This window comes from Nonomuraea sp. NPDC047529 (assembly GCF_040642995.1).
Classification (GTDB): Bacteria; Actinomycetota; Actinomycetes; order Streptosporangiales; family Streptosporangiaceae; genus Nonomuraea.
Map to the genome: position 1 here is coordinate 43,289 of NZ_JBEYTJ010000003.1, position 16,432 is coordinate 59,720.

The 16,432-nt window shown below is 69.9% G+C and carries 13 protein-coding genes; 9 read left to right on the top strand and 4 right to left on the bottom strand.

The annotated features are described in order from the left end of the window. Nucleotides 1-6: 6 nt before the first annotated feature. On the bottom strand, nucleotides 7-582 hold the full coding sequence (locus ABZ815_RS06680) for a YbhB/YbcL family Raf kinase inhibitor-like protein (RefSeq protein ID WP_357694755.1): 576 nt from the start codon (nucleotides 580-582) through the stop codon (nucleotides 7-9). 269 nt (nucleotides 583-851) lie between these two features. On the opposite strand from ABZ815_RS06680, the gene ABZ815_RS06685 reads away from it, so the two are divergent. From ABZ815_RS06685 to helR, 3 genes are all read left to right on the top strand, one after another. Next, nucleotides 852-1,124 carry a GlsB/YeaQ/YmgE family stress response membrane protein gene (locus ABZ815_RS06685; RefSeq protein ID WP_357694757.1) on the top strand — a complete coding sequence of 91 codons (273 nt, stop codon included), beginning with the start codon at nucleotides 852-854 and terminating at the stop codon, nucleotides 1,122-1,124. Nucleotides 1,125-1,304: 180 nt separating this feature from the next. Continuing rightward, nucleotides 1,305-2,294 carry a sporulation protein gene (locus tag ABZ815_RS06690; protein ID WP_357694758.1) on the top strand — a complete coding sequence of 330 codons (990 nt, stop codon included), beginning with the start codon at nucleotides 1,305-1,307 and terminating at the stop codon, nucleotides 2,292-2,294. A gap of 285 nt (nucleotides 2,295-2,579) precedes the next feature. Beyond that, entirely contained in the window at nucleotides 2,580-4,742 is a 2,163-nt protein-coding gene (gene helR, locus ABZ815_RS06695; RefSeq protein WP_357694760.1) for an RNA polymerase recycling motor ATPase HelR, read from the top strand. 98 nt (nucleotides 4,743-4,840) lie between these two features. Here helR and ABZ815_RS06700 read toward each other — a convergent pair whose 3' ends face one another. Both ABZ815_RS06700 and sigJ read right to left on the bottom strand, forming a co-directional pair. After that, nucleotides 4,841-6,049 (bottom strand): FAD-dependent oxidoreductase, encoded by a 1,209-nt coding sequence (locus ABZ815_RS06700; RefSeq protein WP_357694762.1) that lies wholly within the window; start codon nucleotides 6,047-6,049, stop codon nucleotides 4,841-4,843. Nucleotides 6,050-6,140: 91 nt separating this feature from the next. Further along, on the bottom strand, nucleotides 6,141-7,088 hold the full coding sequence (gene sigJ, locus ABZ815_RS06705; protein WP_357694764.1) for an RNA polymerase sigma factor SigJ: 948 nt from the start codon (nucleotides 7,086-7,088) through the stop codon (nucleotides 6,141-6,143). Nucleotides 7,089-7,214: 126 nt separating this feature from the next. Here sigJ and ABZ815_RS06710 point away from each other — a divergent pair, with 126 nt between their 5' ends. Next, nucleotides 7,215-8,075, top strand: coding sequence for an alpha/beta hydrolase (locus ABZ815_RS06710; protein ID WP_357694766.1), 861 nt, complete (start codon nucleotides 7,215-7,217; stop codon nucleotides 8,073-8,075). 27 nt (nucleotides 8,076-8,102) lie between these two features. Here ABZ815_RS06710 and ABZ815_RS06715 read toward each other — a convergent pair whose 3' ends face one another. After that, the gene (locus ABZ815_RS06715; protein WP_357694768.1) at nucleotides 8,103-11,219 is read right to left on the bottom strand and encodes a BTAD domain-containing putative transcriptional regulator; all 3,117 of its coding nucleotides are present in this window, start codon (nucleotides 11,217-11,219) and stop codon (nucleotides 8,103-8,105) included. Between the two features lie 100 nt (nucleotides 11,220-11,319). On the opposite strand from ABZ815_RS06715, the gene ABZ815_RS06720 reads away from it, so the two are divergent. The 5 genes from ABZ815_RS06720 to ABZ815_RS06740 all read left to right on the top strand — a co-directional run bounded on the left by ABZ815_RS06720 (nucleotide 11,320) and on the right by ABZ815_RS06740 (nucleotide 15,945). Next, nucleotides 11,320-11,943 carry a hypothetical protein gene (locus tag ABZ815_RS06720; protein ID WP_357694770.1) on the top strand — a complete coding sequence of 208 codons (624 nt, stop codon included), beginning with the start codon at nucleotides 11,320-11,322 and terminating at the stop codon, nucleotides 11,941-11,943. Between the two features lie 336 nt (nucleotides 11,944-12,279). Further along, entirely contained in the window at nucleotides 12,280-13,914 is a 1,635-nt protein-coding gene (locus tag ABZ815_RS06725; RefSeq protein WP_357694772.1) for a toxin glutamine deamidase domain-containing protein, read from the top strand. Nucleotides 13,915-13,929: 15 nt separating this feature from the next. Beyond that, entirely contained in the window at nucleotides 13,930-14,235 is a 306-nt protein-coding gene (locus ABZ815_RS06730; protein WP_357694774.1) for a YrhB domain-containing protein, read from the top strand. A 511-nt stretch (nucleotides 14,236-14,746) separates the two neighbouring features. Then, complete coding sequence (locus tag ABZ815_RS06735) at nucleotides 14,747-15,088, top strand: CU044_2847 family protein (RefSeq protein WP_357694776.1); 342 nt, start codon at nucleotides 14,747-14,749, stop codon at nucleotides 15,086-15,088. A 2-nt stretch (nucleotides 15,089-15,090) separates the two neighbouring features. Continuing rightward, nucleotides 15,091-15,945 carry a pentapeptide repeat-containing protein gene (locus tag ABZ815_RS06740; protein WP_357694778.1) on the top strand — a complete coding sequence of 285 codons (855 nt, stop codon included), beginning with the start codon at nucleotides 15,091-15,093 and terminating at the stop codon, nucleotides 15,943-15,945. Nucleotides 15,946-16,432: the final 487 nt, after the last annotated feature.

Here is a 16,432-nt window from a genome sequence, read left to right on the forward strand (position 1 = left end):
GAGGGGTCAGGACTCGCCGGACAGCACGGCCGTCCCCAGGGACGCGCCGGAGATCACCCTCGCCGCGGTCGTCGTGGACGAGGAGGACGTCAGTTCCGACAGCACGGCCCGGTCGAGGGCGTGCACGGTGAACTGGTAGGTGTTGACCGACCAGGGCGAGCACGGCCCCTGGTAGCCGTACAGGCTCGCGCTGCCGCGGTAGTAGACCTGCCGGGCTCCGGCGGGGGTCGCCGGCCGGTAGGCGTGCTCGACGTTCTGCGGCAGCGAGGTCACGCCCGCCGGGATGTCGTAGATCACCCAGTGGATGAGGTTGTTGTTGTCGAGGTCTCTCATGACCAGGGCGTAGCCGCGGGTCCCGGCCGGGCCGCCGTTCCAGGTCAGGGGCGGGGACTCGTTGCGGCGGCCGGGGTCGGTCTGGCCGCCGCTGGTGCACTCGTGCACCTTCGGGATGAGGCCGCCCTCGGTGAAGGCGGTGCTGGTCAGGGTGAAGGCGGTGGCGGACGCCGGTGAGGCCGCGGTCGCGGCGGTCGCCGCGGTCGTCACGGCGAGCAGGGCGTGCAGCACGATTCGTCTGACGGTCACAAAGGGCTCCTGAGGAGGGGTTCGGTGCGCCGTTCGTTCGCGTCTGCTGTTCGTGGGGTGTGCCCGCAGTGTAGGCATCGGCGGCCCGTCCCGCCACCATCGTGAACGGCACAAACCCGTCGATCCTGTCCGCCATGAACCGATATCAGGCTGAGCCATCCGGTTTCTTTGAGATGAGGCAGGGAAGCAATGGCGCTGTCAGGCCGGGGGCCGCTCCTCCCCCCACGAGGGGCGGCGACACCCGGCGCGGCAGAACGGGAGCGTGCAGCGTGGAAGTCACCGGCATCATCTCCGCCCTCATCATCGGGCTTGTCATCGGCGTCCTCGGCCGGCTGGTCGTGCCGGGCCGTCAGAGCATTCCCATCTGGCTCACCATCGTGATCGGCATCGTCGCGGCCCTCATCGGCACCGCGGTCGCCGCCGCGGTCGGCGTCGCGGACACCCGCGGCATCGACTGGATCGAACTGGTCATCCAAGTGGTGCTCGCCGGTCTGGGGGTGGCCCTGGCGGCGGGCCTCTACGGCAGACGCGGCGTCAGGTAGACCGGGACACGTCGGGATCCCGGAGGGCGGCACACGCGCCGCGCTCCGGGATCCCGCCGTTCCCGCCCCTTCGCCGACGCCCCGGCATGCGTTTTCGCTATGTCCGGAACCGGGGCACGCCGGAGATCGTTGTGCGGGTCGGCTGCACACATTTCGATCTTCGACAGGGAGAACAAAGCCGTGGTCTTCAAACGCATGCTGGGTGCCTTCGGCGTCGGCGCGCCCTCCGTGGACACCGTCCTGGCGACCCCGCGCGTCCAGCCGGGTGGCACGCTGTCGGGCGAGGTACGGCTCAAGGGCGGCGACTTCGACGCCGAGATCGAGCACGTCACCCTCGGCCTGGTCGCCCGCGTGGAGTTCGAGCACGGCGACGGCGAGCACGCGGGGGCGGGGGAGTTCTCCCGCGTCCAGGTGTCCGGCCCGTTCGTGCTGCGCCAGGGCGAGGAGCGCACGATCCCCTTCGAGATCGGCGTGCCGTGGGAGGCGCCGATCAGCCGGATCGGCGGGCAGCCGCTGCACGGCATGGCGCTGGGCGTGCGCACCGAGCTCGCCATCGCCAAGGCGGTCGACAAGGGCGACCTCGACGAGGTCGCGGTCGAGCCGCTGCCCTCCCAGCTGCGCATCCTGGAGGCACTGCTGCAGCTCGGCTTCGCGTTCAAGTCCGCCGACCTGGAGGCCGGCCACCTGTACGGCGTGCACCAGACGCTGCCGTTCTACCAGGAGATCGAGTTCTACCCGGCCGGCCGGTACGCCGGCGTGCTCGGCGAGCTCGAAGTGACCTTCGTGGCCGACCCGTCGGGGCTGGAGGTGGTCCTGGAGGCCGACAAGCGCGCCGGCCGCTACTCCGGCGACGCGATCGGCCGCTTCACCGTCAGCCACGCCGACGCCCTGCGCACCGACTGGCCCGGCGAGCTCGACCGCTGGCTGTCCGGCCTGGCGTCCCACGCCCACTCGTCCTTCGGGCACGGCGACCACCACGGCTACGGCGACCATCACGGTCACGGCGATCACCACGGTTACGGCCACCACGAGGAGCACCGCGGCGGGCCGGGCTGGGGCACGGTGGCCGCGGCCGGCGCCGCCGGCGTGGTCGGCGGACTGGTGGCGGGCGAGATCGTCGAGGAGATCTTCGAGGGCGACGAGGACGAGGGCGGCGACGGCGACTGGTGATCCCGCACCGGTGATCCGCCCGTCAGGGGCGGGTCACCGGCTTCCGCCGGTCACGCATCCTGGTGGACGCCCCACGCGTCGAGGCTCTGAGCCGTGCGTCGCCTTGTGGGGGGTTGCTCCTGCATTGCGGAGCGAAAGTTGGAGAAAGGAGCTTCTACTCCTTTCCACTCTCAACGTATAGCGCACCCGGGGGCTTGCGGCAAGACCCCCGTCGTGGCGCAGAATCGTCCGCCGAGGCCAGAAGCCTTGCCATGCGAAGACCGACCTCGTAGCGGAGCCACAGATATGAATCCCCTGACCACCAGCGTGTTCGACCTGCCCGGCAACCTCGCCGCCAAGGCCGACCCGGCGCTGATCGCCGTCGACGAGCGGCACTTCGCGGCGCTCGCCGAGACCCTGGAGCAGTCGATCGCCGACCTGTCCGCCCGCCTCGACGCCGAACGCAAGAACCCCGGCGGCAAGGGCCGCCAGGCGCTCGACCGGGACCTGGAGATCCACCGACTGGCCGCCCGCCTGCGTACGCTGCGCCGCTTCGGCCTGGACCTGTGCCTCGGCCACATGGTCACCCCCGACCACCCCGAACCGGTGTACGTCGGACGCCTCGGCCTCACCGACCGCGACGGACGCCGCCTGCTGCTCGACTGGCGTTCGCCCGCGGCCGAGCCGTTCTTCGGCGCCACCCACGCCAACCCCATGGGCCTGACCAGCCGCCGCAGATACCGCTGGACCCGCGGCCGGATCAGCGACTACTGGGACGAGGTGTTCACCGCCGACGGCTTCGAGGGCCACGCCGCCCTCGACGACCAGTCGGCCTTCATCGCCAGCCTGGGCGGCAACCGTTCGCCCAGGATGCGGGACGTGCTCGGCACCATCCAGGCCGACCAGGACGCCATCATCCGGGCCGGCTCCCGCGGCGCCCTCGTCGTGGACGGCGGCCCCGGCACGGGCAAGACCGTCGTCGCCCTCCACCGCTCGGCCTACCTGCTCTACTCCGACCCCCGGCTCGGCCATTCCCGGGGCGGCGTGCTGTTCGTCGGCCCGCACCAGCCCTACCTGGCCTACGTCGCCGACGTCCTGCCCAGCCTGGGGGAGGAGGGCGTGCGGACCTGCACCTTGCGGGACCTCGTGCCCGAGGGGGCGGCGGCGGCCCCCGAGCGGGACCCGGAGGTGGCCCGGCTGAAGGCGTCCGCGGACCTGGTGAAGGCGATCGAGCCGGCCGTCAGGTTCTACGAGAACCCGCCCGCCAAGGGCATGACGGTCACCACGCACTGGGCCGACGTCCGGCTGAGCGCCGAGGACTGGGCCGAGGCGTTCGAGGCCGCCGAACCCGGCACGCCGCACAACGAGGCGCGCGACCAGATCTGGGAGGAACTGCTCACGATCCTCATCGACAAGCACGACCTGTCCGACGAGGTCTCACCGGACCTGCTGCGCAGGTCGCTGCGGGCGAACCGGGAGCTGCTCGCCGCCTTCAACCGCGCCTGGCCGCTGATCGAGCCCACCGACCTCGTCGGCGACCTGTGGACGGTCCCCGCCTACCTGCGGCTGTGCGCCCCCTGGCTCGGCCCGGACGAGATCCGCCGGCTCCAGCGTGCCGACGCCCAGTCCTGGACCGTCTCCGACCTGCCCCTCCTGGACGCGGCCCGCCAGCGCCTCGGCGACCCGGAGGCGTCCCGCCGCATGCGCAGGCAGGAGGCCGCCCTCGCCGTGCAGCGCGAGCGCATGGCCCAGGTCGTGGACAACCTGATCGAGGCCGACGACGACGGCGAGGGCCTGGTGACGCAGCTGCGCCGGGCGGACCTCCAGCGGAACCTGGTGGACGAGTCCGAGCTGCCCACGGTGGAGCCGGACCTGCTCGCCGGGCCGTTCGCGCACATCGTCGTGGACGAGGCCCAGGAGCTGACCGACGCCGAATGGCAGATGTTGCTGCTGCGCTGCCCGTCCAGGAGTTTCACCATCGTCGGGGACCGCGCCCAGGCCAGGCACGGGTTCACCGAGTCGTGGGAGGAACGGCTCGGCCGGGTCGGCATCGACCGCGTCGAACTGGCCACCTTGAGCGTCAACTACCGGACCCCGGCGGAGATCATGGCCGAGGCCGAGCCGGTCATCCGGGCCGCGCTCCCGGACGCCAACGTGCCGAGCTCCATCCGGGAGAGCGGCGTCCCCGTCACGCGCGGGCCGGTCGCGGAGCTGGCGGCGATCCTCGACGCCTGGCTGGCCGCGAACGCCGAGGGGATCGCGTGCGTGATCGGGGACCCAGGCTTCCGGGAGCGGCCCCGGGTCCGGTCGCTGACGCCGGAGCTGTCGAAGGGGCTGGAGTTCGACCTGGTCGTCCTGGTCGATCCGGAGAGGTTCGGCGGGGGCGTCGAGGGCGTCGAAGGGGCGGTCGACCGTTATGTCGCGATGACCCGGGCGACCCGCCAACTCGTCATCCTCACCACCTCCTGACGCGACCCCGCCCCTCTCCAGCCCCGCGCCTCGGCGCCGGGACCCGCCGCCGCGCTCTACGCCCGCGCTCTGTCGGCGGGACCCGCCGCCGTCGCGTTCTATGCCCGTGCCTTGGCGGCCGGGCCCGTCGTGGTGCTCGGGCGGGTGACCCGGCGGCGGCGGGCCGGGAGGCCCAGCATCGGGTTGGCGACCCCCCACGCCGCCCCCTTGCAGACCAGCTCCTTGTAGACGGCGGCGGTCCGCCCGGTCAGCACCGTGGGCACGGCGCGGTCGTCGGCGGTGACGAACTGGATCAGCCCGTTGTCCCGGCCCAGCGAGACGCACTGGTTGAAGTAGCGCAGCGGCGTGTTCGGCAGCTTCCCGCCGGTCAGCCGCGCCGCGATCGAGTCGGCGGCCTGCCAGGCGGTCGGGATGCCCGACGCGCACGACATCCGCAGCGGCTTGTCGCCGGGGCCCATCGCCATGGCGGCGTCGCCGACGGCGTACACGTCCGGGTGCGAGACCGAGCGCATCGTCCGGTCGACCACGATCTGGCCGCTTTCGGTGACCTCCAGCGTGGTCGCCCGCGGGATCGGGTGCACGGCGAAGCCGGCCGTCCAGACGGTCACCGCGGCCGGGATGGGCTCGCCGGCGGTGATGACGCGGTCGGCCTCGACCCCGGTGACGGCGGTGTGCTCGTGCACGCTCACCCCGAGCCCGGTCAGGACCTTCCGCACGTGCGCGCGGCCCTTCGGCGAGAGCCAGTCGCCGAGCCCGCCGCGGGCGGCCAGGGCGACGTCGAGGTCCGGACGGGCCTCGGCGATCTCGGCCACGGCCTCCAGCCCGGTGAGCCCGCCGCCGACGACGACCACGCTCTGCCCCGCGTCGAGCCCGGCCAGCCGCTCGCGCAGCCGCAGCGCCCCCGGACGGCCGGCGATGTCGTGGGCGTGCTCGGCGGTCCCGGGCACGGCCTCGGCGTCCCAGCCGCTGCCGAGCGCGTAGACCAGCGTGTCGTAGGCCAGCTCCTCGGCGCCGCCGGCGCTGCCGGTGCCCGTGCTGGTCACGGTGACGGTCCGGCGGTCGGCGTCGAGGCCGGTGACCGTCCCGAGCCGCAGCTCGACGCCGGTGCCCGCGAACATCTCGCGGAACGGCCGGGGCCTGAGGTCCTGGCCGGTGGCCACCTGGTGCATGCGGACGCGTTCGACGAAGTCGGGCTCGGCGTTGACGAGGGTGATGGCGACGTCCTCGTGGCGCAGCCGCCTGGCGAGACGGCCGGCGACGACGGCTCCGGTGTAGCCGGCTCCGAGGACGATGATGCGGTGCTGCATTTCCTCGCTCCTGTCTGACGCGGGTTCGCCACCTGAACCGGACGGCCCGCGCTTTCCTGACAGGATCACGATGTGAAGCGCGTCACACCTCTCACCAGGAGGCTCTGAGCAGCGGCTCCCCGTGGTCTGTGGCGGCCCACTGCGCGGTCGCGCGGGCGAGCTTGTCGGGGTTGACCTGGTTGCGGAACGCGGCGATGCCCTCGGTGGTGATCTCCATGCACATGACGCCGACGACCTGGCCGTCCACGACCGCGACGACGGCCGGCTCGCCGTTGGCCGTCCAGACGTGGATCTCGGGTGAGCCGCCGACCAGGGCGCGCTTGGCCTTGCCGGGCTTGAGCAGGCCCCACAGGAACTTCGCGACCGCGACGGCGCCTTCGAACGCCTTGGCGCGGGCCGGGACCTTGCCGCCGCCGTCGCCGATCGCGATGGCGTCCTGGGTGAGCAGGCGTACCAGCGGCTCGGTCTGCCCGTTGCCGGCGGCGGCCAGGAACTCCTCGACGATCCGCCGGGCGGTGGCCTCGTCGACCTCCGTACGGGCCCTGCCGTCGGCGACGTGCTTCTTGGCGCGGTGGAAGATCTGCTGGCTGGCCGCCTCGGTGAGGTCGAGGATCTCGGCGATCTCCCGGTGGGAGTGGTCGAAGGCCGTCCGCAGCACGTAGACCGCCCGCTCGTTGGGGGAGAGGCGTTCCATCAGGGTGAGGACGGCGTACGAGACCGACTCGCGCTGCTCGGCGGTGTCGGCCGGGCCGAGCATCGGGTCCCCGGCGAGCAGCGGCTCGGGCAGCCACTGGCCCACGTACGTCTCGCGGCGCGCCCGCGCGGAGCCGAGCTGGTTGAGGCACAGGTTGGTGAGCACCTTCGTCAGCCACGCCTCGGGAACCTCGACGCGCCCGGCGTCGGCGGCCTGCCAGCGCAGGAACGTCTCCTGCACGGCGTCCTCGGCCTCCGCGGCCGAGCCGAGCAGGCGATAGGCGATGGCCTCCAGGCGGGGTCTGGCGGTCACGAACCGGTCGACGTCGTCCGCGGTCAAAGGCATGGCCCGATCCTAGAACGTCCCCGTATGCGGCGGGTCGCCGGTTCGGCACCTGTGACCGTCCGTCGCTTGCCGGGCGTCGCGACCCGGGCCGCGTTGATCGGCGGCGGCCGTGGGTAGAGGCGGCCGATGTTCGACGACTTCGCGACCGGCATGATCGACGTGGGCGAGACTGAACTGTTCGTCCGGTACGGCGGCTCGGGCTCGCCCGTCCTGCTGCTCCACGGCCACCCCCGTACCCACGCGACCTGGCACCGCGTCGCCCCCCTCCTGGCCCCGCACCACACGGTGGTCTGCCCCGACCTGCGCGGGTACGGCCGCTCGGGCAAGCCGCCCACCACCCCCGACCACGCGCCCTACTCCAAGCGCGCGATGGCCCGCGACATGGTCGCCCTCATGCGCTCGCTGGGCCACGAACGGTTCGCCGTCGCCGGCCACGACCGCGGCGCCTACGTGGCCCACCGCCTGGCCGCCGACCACCCCGACGCCGTCACCCGTCTGGTCGTGATGGACGGCATCCCCATCGGCGAGGCGCTGGCCAGGGCCGACGCCCGGTTCGCCGCGTCCTGGTGGCACTGGTTCTTCCTCGGCCAGACCGCCAAACCCGCCGAACGCGTCATCAACGCCGACCCCGACGCCTGGTACAAGGGCACCGCCGAGCAGATGGGCCAGGAGGCGTACGAGGACTACCGCCGGGCCGTCCACGACCCGGAGACCGTGCACGCGATGTGCGAGGACTACCGCGCCGGCCTGACCGTGGACCGCGCGGCCGACGACGCCGACCGCGCCGCCGCCCGCCGCCTCACCTGCCCGACCCTGTTCCTCTGGACGTCCAAGGACGACATGGAGGATCTGTACGGCGACCCGCTGGCGATCTGGCGCACCTGGGCCGACGACGTGACCGGCCACCCGATCGACAGCGGCCACCACGTGGCCGAAGAGGCCCCGGACGCCCTCGCCGCCTCCCTGCTGACCTTCCTGCACGAATGACGACCTCACGGACCCGCCGCCTCCCGCTCAGCCAACGTCAACCCCCGACGGGTCTGCGCAGAGCGCCAGGAGCCGGTCCATCGCCTCCTGCCGCGGCAGGTCCGCGCCGCGCCGGTACGCCTCCAGGTAGCCTGCGTCGCCGAGCCGCCCGGTCAGGGCGGGAACCAGCCGGCCCAGATCGGGGTCGCCCTCGTCGAAGACGCCCCTGATCACGTGGCTCATGCCGAGCGCCGTCGCGGCCCCCGCATGGTCGCCTTCCAGCCCGAGCAGCCTGGCCACCAGCTCCGCGCCCCGGGCCATGGCGTTGGCGTTGGTGTTCCCGAGCACGCCGCGCAGCGCCCGGGGCAGCAGCTCGCGCGCCCGCTCCGCGGCCCCCTCGGTCACCAGGACGGCCATCCGGGAGGACACGATCACGTCGCCGTTCAGCGCGGGCGGGCCGGGCAGCCGGTGGGCGACCGCCTCCAGCTCGTCCACGGCCTGATGGGCCCGGTCCAGGTCGCCGGCGTGGCGGTGCACCTCGGCGAGCGGGAACAGCATGCTGGCCTCCAGCCTCCGGTGGCCGTGCTCGCGTCCCTGGCGCCGCGCGGCGTGGACGTCGTGCAGCGCGCCGTCCAGGTCGCCGCCGCGCATGCGGTTCTGGGCGAGGTGCGACTTGGTGATGAAGAGGTGTTCCTCGGTGCCGAGCTCGGAGGCGATCGCGACGGCGCGCTCGCAGGCCGCGACCGCGCTGTCGTGCTCGCCGCGCAGGCCGTGGACGCGGCTCTGCCGCACCAGGCTCATCACCAGCCCCCAGCGGTCGCCGACCTGCTGGAACAGGCGCAGCGCCGCCTCCCTGTGGCCGGCGCCGGTCTCCTGGTCGCCCTGTTCCGTGAGGCGGAAGTCGTAGGCCCAGTGGGCGCTGGCGCGCACCCAGGGGTCGGGGGAGTCCAGGGCCTCCAGGTCTCCGGCGTCCTGGGTGGTGAGCTTGGAGAGGCGGAGCAACGGCAGCGCGTTGTGGTACTTCGTCACCCCGGGACGGCTGAGGTTCTCGCGGACCTCCTGCCCGCCTCGCCGGCCCGCCGTCGACCGCACCACCTCGAAGGCGGTACGCGCGTCCGCCGGCAGCTCTTCGCCGAACGCCAGCACCTCGCCCAGGAACGCGTCGGACTCGGTGGACATCCCGCGCATGCCCCAGTACCAGATCATGGACCTGACGAACCGGGCGGACGTGGCCGCGTCGCCCGCCTCAATGGCCGTCCGCAGCACGGCGACCAGGTTGTCGTGCTCGGCGTCGAAGACCTCGACGGCCCGCAGCTGGTCCCGGGTACGCAGCAGCGGCTCGTTCTCCTCGGCCAGCGCCAGGAAGTAGTCGCGGAACCGGTCGTTGATCGGCTCGGCGAGCCGGTCCGCCGCGTAGGCGCGGACGGTCTCCAGCATCCAGTACCTGTCGCCGTCCTGCTGGATCATGGACTTCTCGACCAGTGCGCTCGCGACGTACACCATGTCGGCGGCGGACAGGGACGCGTCGGAGCAGATCTCCTCCAGCGCGGCCAGGTCGGCGCCGCCGGGGAAGGCGGCCAAGCGGGCGGCCAGCACCCGTTCGGGCTCCTCCAGCAGGTCCCAGCTCCACTCCACCAGCGCGAGCAGCGTGCGCTGACGTGGCAGCGCGGTCCTGCTCCCCGAGGTGAGCAGGCGGAACCGATCGTCCAGGCGCCGGGCGATCTGCGCCACGCTCATCGCCCGCAGCTTGGCCGCGGCCAGTTCGAGCGCCAGCGGCATGCCGTCCAGGCGGCGGCAGATCTCCACCGTGTGCCCCAGCGTGGCCTGGTCGAGCGCGAACCCCTGGCGCACCCTGCCCGCCCGCTCGACGAACAGCCGCACGGCGTCCGACTCGGCGGCCTCGGCCAGGTCCGCGTCCGCCACGGGCAGGTCGAGCGGGCCGAGGTGGCACAGGGCCTCGCCGTTGATCGCCAGCGCCTCCCTGCTGGTGGCCAGGACGCGCAGCTGCGGAAGCCGGCCGAGCAGCTGCTCGGCGAGCTGCGCGGCCGCCTCCACCAGGTGCTCGCAGTTGTCCAGCACCAGTACGGCCGGGCCGACGTCGAGCTGGGCCGCCAGCCGGGCCGTGGCGGGAGCCTGCGGCTTGAACCCGCCCTCGAACAGGCCGCCGCAGGCGCTGAGCACCGCGTCCGCGATCTGGTCCGGCTGGGTGACCCCGGCGAGCGAGACGAACCACGTGCGCTCCTCGACGTGGTCGGCGGCCTCCATCGCCAGCCTGGTCTTGCCCGCGCCACCCGGTCCGACGATCGTGACCAGCCGCGCGCCGGCCAGCAGCCGGGCGAGCTCGCCGAGCTCACGTTCCCGGCCGACGAAGGTGGTCAGCCTGGCCGGGAGCCGGCTGGGCGCGGACGGTGGCCGTACGGACGGACGGTTCAGCTCCCCGCGCAGCAGGGCGAGGTGGACCGCGCGCAGCTCGGGCGAGGGATCGACGCCCAGCTCGTCGCCGAGCCTGCCGCGGACCTCGTCGTACACCGCCAGCGCCTCCGACTGGCGCCCGGCGGCCGACAGGGCCCGGATCCGCAGTTCGGCCAGGCGCTCGCTCAGCGGGCGGGCGACGGCCGCGACGCGCAGGTCGGCCAGCACCTCGGAGTGGCGACCGAGCCGCACCTCCGCGTCGAAGAAGTCCTCGGCGACGGCGGCGCGCAACTCCTCCAGCCGGGCCGCCACATCACGGGCGAACGCGGCCTCCAGCACGTCCGCCAGCGCGTCGCCCCGCCATTGGTCCAGAGCGGTCCGGAGCAAGGTCGAGGCTTCCTCCGGCCTGCCGGCCGCGAGCTCCCGCCTGGCCTGCCCGGCAAGCTGCTCGAACCGATGCGTGTCCACGTCCTCGGGACGCACCGGCAACCGGTATCCACCGGCCACCAGCTCCACGGACTCCGGCCCGCCCAACATCCTGCGCAGCCGCGAGACCAGCCCGTGCAACGCGTTGGCGACCCCGGCCGGGGGCTCCTCGCCCCAGATGCAGTCGATCAGAACGTCCGCCGGCACCGGCCGTCCGGCCTCCAGCGCGAGCCGCGTCAGCAACATCCGCAGCCGCGCGCCGGGGAGGTCGATCGGGGAGGCGTCGTCGGACGTGGCCGCAACAGGACCAAGGAGGGAAATCTGCACCCGGCCACCTTCCCACCTGCCCCTCCCCGAACAACCGCCGCACCCCGCCTCACGGGACGGGCTCCCACAGGACGCGGCCGTCGCCACGATCGCGGCTAGGGTGAACGGCGTGTCCCCTTCAGATGCGGCCCGCCTCGGTCGTGAAGCCGCTCGGCGCCTGGCGTCGTCGGGCGTCTGCGAGGTCAGGCCCGGCCTGACCGACGAGGAGTTCGCCTGGATCGGGAAGGAATACGGCATCGAGTTCGCCGACGACCACCGGGCCTTTCTCGCCGCAGGCCTTCCCATCAACTCCGCCCGGCCGGACGAGGGCGCCACATGGGAACGCCCCTGGCCGGACTGGCGCGAGGGCGACGAGGAGGAGCTTCGCCGGCCCGTCGGATGGCCTGTGCGGGTGGTTCTGCAGGATGTGGAGCGGGGCGACTGGTTGAGGTCGTGGGGAGCACGGCCGGAGAGCGATGAGCAGGCGTTACGCGTCGCGGCACAAGAGCTGGCCAGGGCGCCGAAGCTGATCCCGATCTATGGGCATCGTTTCCTGCCCGGCGGACGCGGCACGTACGGCGGCCAGGTGCTGTCGATATGGGGAACGGACATCATCAGCTACGGCCGAGACCTCGCCGAATACGTCACCCACGACTTCCACCCGCGCGACGAGGAAGCAGACCCCGGGGAGGAGGGAGACGCCACTCCAGTATGGGGAGAGTTCATCCCCCGACCGCGCCTCTGATCCCGCAGTTACGGCCACGCCAAGCTGAGCGTTCTCGTCGCCGCCACGACATTCTTCGACCTGGACCGCCGCATGCTCGCCGGCGGGAAACCAGCCGCCATCCACATCCGCGCCAGACGTCACCATGCCCCAGCACCCAGCCCGCGGCTGAGGTAGGCCCGGTGCTTCGGCATCGGGTATCCCGTCATCGAGCGGCGACATTCGACCTGCGTGCCCGGACCCGGAAAGACGGCAGCCGAACAGCTCATGCGTATTGGGCATAGCTGATTCGTTCAGCTTTCAGACCTTCTTAGCCTTTGCGTAGCGCAAGCCGTATCCACGGACGGGTGGAAGCGCATGGCGACTCCAGAAGAAGCCCAGCTGACGCTGGCGACGATCGCGCGATTAGCCGAAGAGCACGGGAACGCGCTGGACAGGACGTATCAGCTTTTCGGCGACGGTGCACTGCTCGGGCCTGGTGCCACCCGTATGCATGAAGGGTTGATCGAGCAGCATCTGGCCGTGCGGCACGCGTTCACCCGTGCCTTTGAGACGGTCGAACAGCTTGCCGCCACGGGCGGAAAGTCGCCCACGATTCATGCCCCCCAGCTCCGCCCGCCTCCAGCACCGTTGCCGACGCCACCCGGCGGCTATGTCGGCGGCTCTCCCGGTCTCATGGAGGCACTGGACTCCGAGTTCGGCCGTGTGGGAAGCGACTGGCAGGAGGCCGGACATGAGCTTTCCGGAGCCCTGTCCCACATCGGGCTGGCGACCAGCGCGGGCCGGACGGTCACCATGGCGGGGAGCTGGCTCGTCGATCAGCGCAAAGACCTTCAGCGACGCCGTGCCGAACTCCTGAAGGCCCCGGCCCAGCCGGCCATGGACGGATCACGGGCAGTCTCCGGGACCGCCGGTGGAGGTCCCGCGCCCGTCCTCGGCATGCTCGTCACTCTGCTCAATCTGCGCGAACAAGATCGCTCTCCGGTCGAAGAGTTCTCCGACAAGGCGACCTCCCTCCTCAACAAGGGAATCGCATGGTACGGCGACTTCTGGGCCGGCAACGTGGAGCGGCTCAGCGTGAAGCTCGGTCAACCACAGATCGGGAAGGCTGCGCGGCAATACGTCGACAAGGTGGCCGCGCCGTTCACACAGGGAGCGAACGAGGCCACCTGGGGCCTGCTCAAGGGCGCGTGGAACTGGTCGCAGCTCGGCCTGATCACAGATCCGATCGGCTTTCTGAACCGGCTGCGAGGAGCGGGAGAGACCGCCGCGTTCGCGAAGCAGCAGCCCGTGGAGTTCGGCAAGGCCCTCGCAGATCTGGAAACCCTGCAGAAGGACCCAGGCCGCTGGTTCGGCCGCCTTGTTCCTGACGTCATCCTGACCATCGCCACCGCAGGGGTGGGAAGCGAGGTCACCGCAGCCAACCGGCTCCGCAAGGGCTTCGACGACGGCGGCCGCCGAAGGACCTCGTCGACTCCCGGGCTGCCTTCGAAGTCACCCTTCCAAGATCCGAACATCACTCGCCATGCGGGCAACGCACCGCAACAGGAGTTCGACGTACTGTTCACCGACATCAAGGACGTGAACCCTCAGTTCTCCTCGCAGGCCTGGCAATACACCAACAATTGCCAGAGCTGTGTGGTGGTGACGGATCGGCTGCTCTCGGGTTCGTCGCCGATATCCGCTGTCCCGCACCATCCTTCGCATCCGTTCGACTGGCCTCGTAGCGTGACGGACACCGTAGGCGGAGGAAAGCCGTTCCGCGCGGTGAAGGATTATGACGAGATAGTCACGGAGCTGCTCAGAGGCGGGGACGGTGCTCGTGGCATCATTCACGGCATGCGCGTCGACCCGCGTACGGGGCTGCCGCGCGCAGGTCATGTCTTCAACGTGGTGAACCGCGGTGGCAAAGTATACTTTGTTGACGGCCAGAACGGCTCCTGGGCGACGCCGGAGAATTTTGCCCACATGGAATTCCTGCGCACGAACTAGCCGAGGAGAGAAGACGTGGACAGACAGCAGGCCACATTGCTCGCCGAGCGTTACCTGGCGGGCTTCTCAACCGCCGAAAAGCCGCTGGCCCTTTATGGCGACGAATCCGTGGACGACCTGGGCTGGTGTTTCGTCTTCCCATGGAACACGGCCCGTTTCATCGAGACGCGTGATTTCGCCGACGTCCATGGCCCCGGATATGGGCCGGTTGTCGTGGTCAAGGAAAGCGGCGACACGTGGATGATGAATGGATTGCCAGAAGAACAGCAACTCGCTGCGTACGCCGCAAGACACGGCATATCTCCTGACCATAAGAAGTGAAACGAGGACGGCGGTGCATGGGCACGAGACGGACGCGCTCACAATGGCGCACTCACCGATAGCCTGAACCCGGGCATGGGCGCAGTTACCGAGTCCCGCCACCCACGTGACGGCCATGGACGGCAGCGCTGCCACTCGAACGGCATCCGAACCCTGCCTTGACGGCTCGTGCCCGCGATCAGCCAAGCGGCGGTCACGCCGTGAAGCGCCCGGCACCCTGAATCAGGGCGCCGTTCATGAGCGTGACCGCGTGCCCCCAGGCGCCGGGGAGTGGGCCGTAGCTTCGGCCGTCTCCAGCGGGTTCGCGTCGAAGTGGTCAAGATCCGTGTGGTGGCCTGACGGCCGCCCCTGCGTTGTCGGGCCGAGCGGCTGATCCAAGCTGGCGCCGCCTTCGGCGGGCCGTCGGAGGCGCACATTACCCAAACGGTCTTGCCAGTTGCGCCCATGGGCGGGAAGAATTCATGTGCTTTGATCTGATGAAGAACGCGGTCCGACACCAGGGAGTGGTCCAGTGGCGTCGTCGAATCCAGACGAAACTATCACGATACGCACGCGAGATGGAGTAAAGTATCAGGTTTACGCTCCTGGACAGATAAGAAGATTCGGTGTCGACCGTGAAATCATCGTCGATGAGGAAGATCTTACAGTGGCGCTACTTAAAGTGTCGCGTTCATTGCGACGTGCAGTGAGCGCGACAAGCGAGAGCCGTGCCGACGGCATGAAGGTAGAGTTTGGAATGGCCTTCACGCCGGAGGGGGCACTCCAGATTACGCAAGGGCGCGACAGCTCTCACTTCTTCATCACGCTCGAGTATGCCGCGAGGGACGTCCCGCGTGAGGTGGGAGACCTCTAGCGATGACGGCGCAGACTGCGGCTAGATGGCTTCTGGTGGTTGGGGGAGCCTCTCTCGGGTTCTATTGGTATCCCGACACCTGGATCGGTAAGGAACTGGTAGGGGATTTATATGCGAATCTCTCTACCAGTCTTATCAGCATATCAATCACGGTGCTCTTGATTGATAAGCTCAGTGAGCAGGCCAACCGTGCCCAACTTAAGAAGAGACTGATTTGGGAGATGGGGAGCACGGATCAGGCGGCGGCCAGTCGCTCGGTCAAGGAACTTCGCGACTCCGGTTGGCTCGCGGACGGGAGCCTTGTCGAGGCTGACTTGAACTATGCCAACCTTGCGGGCGCCTCCCTGTCGGGAGCGAACCTCTCTGGGGTGAAGCTTTCTGGGGCAACTCTATCGAAAGCCGACCTGAGTAAGGCGATTCTAGATAGGGCAATCTTTGATGAGGTGATAGCGGTAGCGGCGAACTTCAAATCCGCATCTTTGATCGGTGCCAGCTTTCGCAAGGCGCAGCTGCAAGACGCTGTCCTCGATGATGCCAACTGTGCCGACAATATAGAGTTCATTGGCGCCCAGCTCCCGGGTGCCAGTCTTCGTGAAGCGAGACTTCAGCGAGCAAGCCTAGAATCATGTAACCTTATTGACTGTGATCTATCAAAGGCAAATCTCAGCGAAGCCAATTTGCGGGGGACGACCGTTCTGCGTGCGAATTTTTCTGGGACTAATCTAGAGCGCGCCGACTTGGCCGGACTGAGGGATTGGGAGCAAATAGTCTCAATGAGGGGAGCCCAGGTCCTCGGCATCAGGAACGCTCCTGAAGGGTTCATGGAGTGGGCGCTGCGTAATGGCGCAATACAATGAGAAGATTGTGTCATTTGCGGCCCCAGAGACGATGTCAATCGCGGGCGAGCTCGACTTGGTTCTCATGCCATGATGGCCCCGATGACCTTGGTCTGGCCGACGACGTCTGCGTCGGGCTGTCGTCCCTCCATTCTTTCTAGACACAAAGAGGCGACAGGCCGATGGAAGGTCCTTGGCCGGAGGTACGCCCATCTTGCCGCTCTGGATCAGTGCGAACCGGTTGGCTGGTACCACGATGTCTGCTGTCTCCACCTGCGTCTCCTCCGAGTAGTACGTTCGCAGGATCGAACTGGTCGCGCTGTAGCCGCTCACACTCCTTGGCCGTTCCGAAGCGTGCCGAGACTTCTTCCGCCCAACCGCTCATGGATATACCATCCGTTCGGCCACTCCGCGGGCGGCCCGCCGTCCTCGGGCAGCACTATCGGCGTACCCGGGTAAGTCGAAGCGGTTCCCAACTGGTGGGAGCATGACTGGCTCTCTGTCGGCC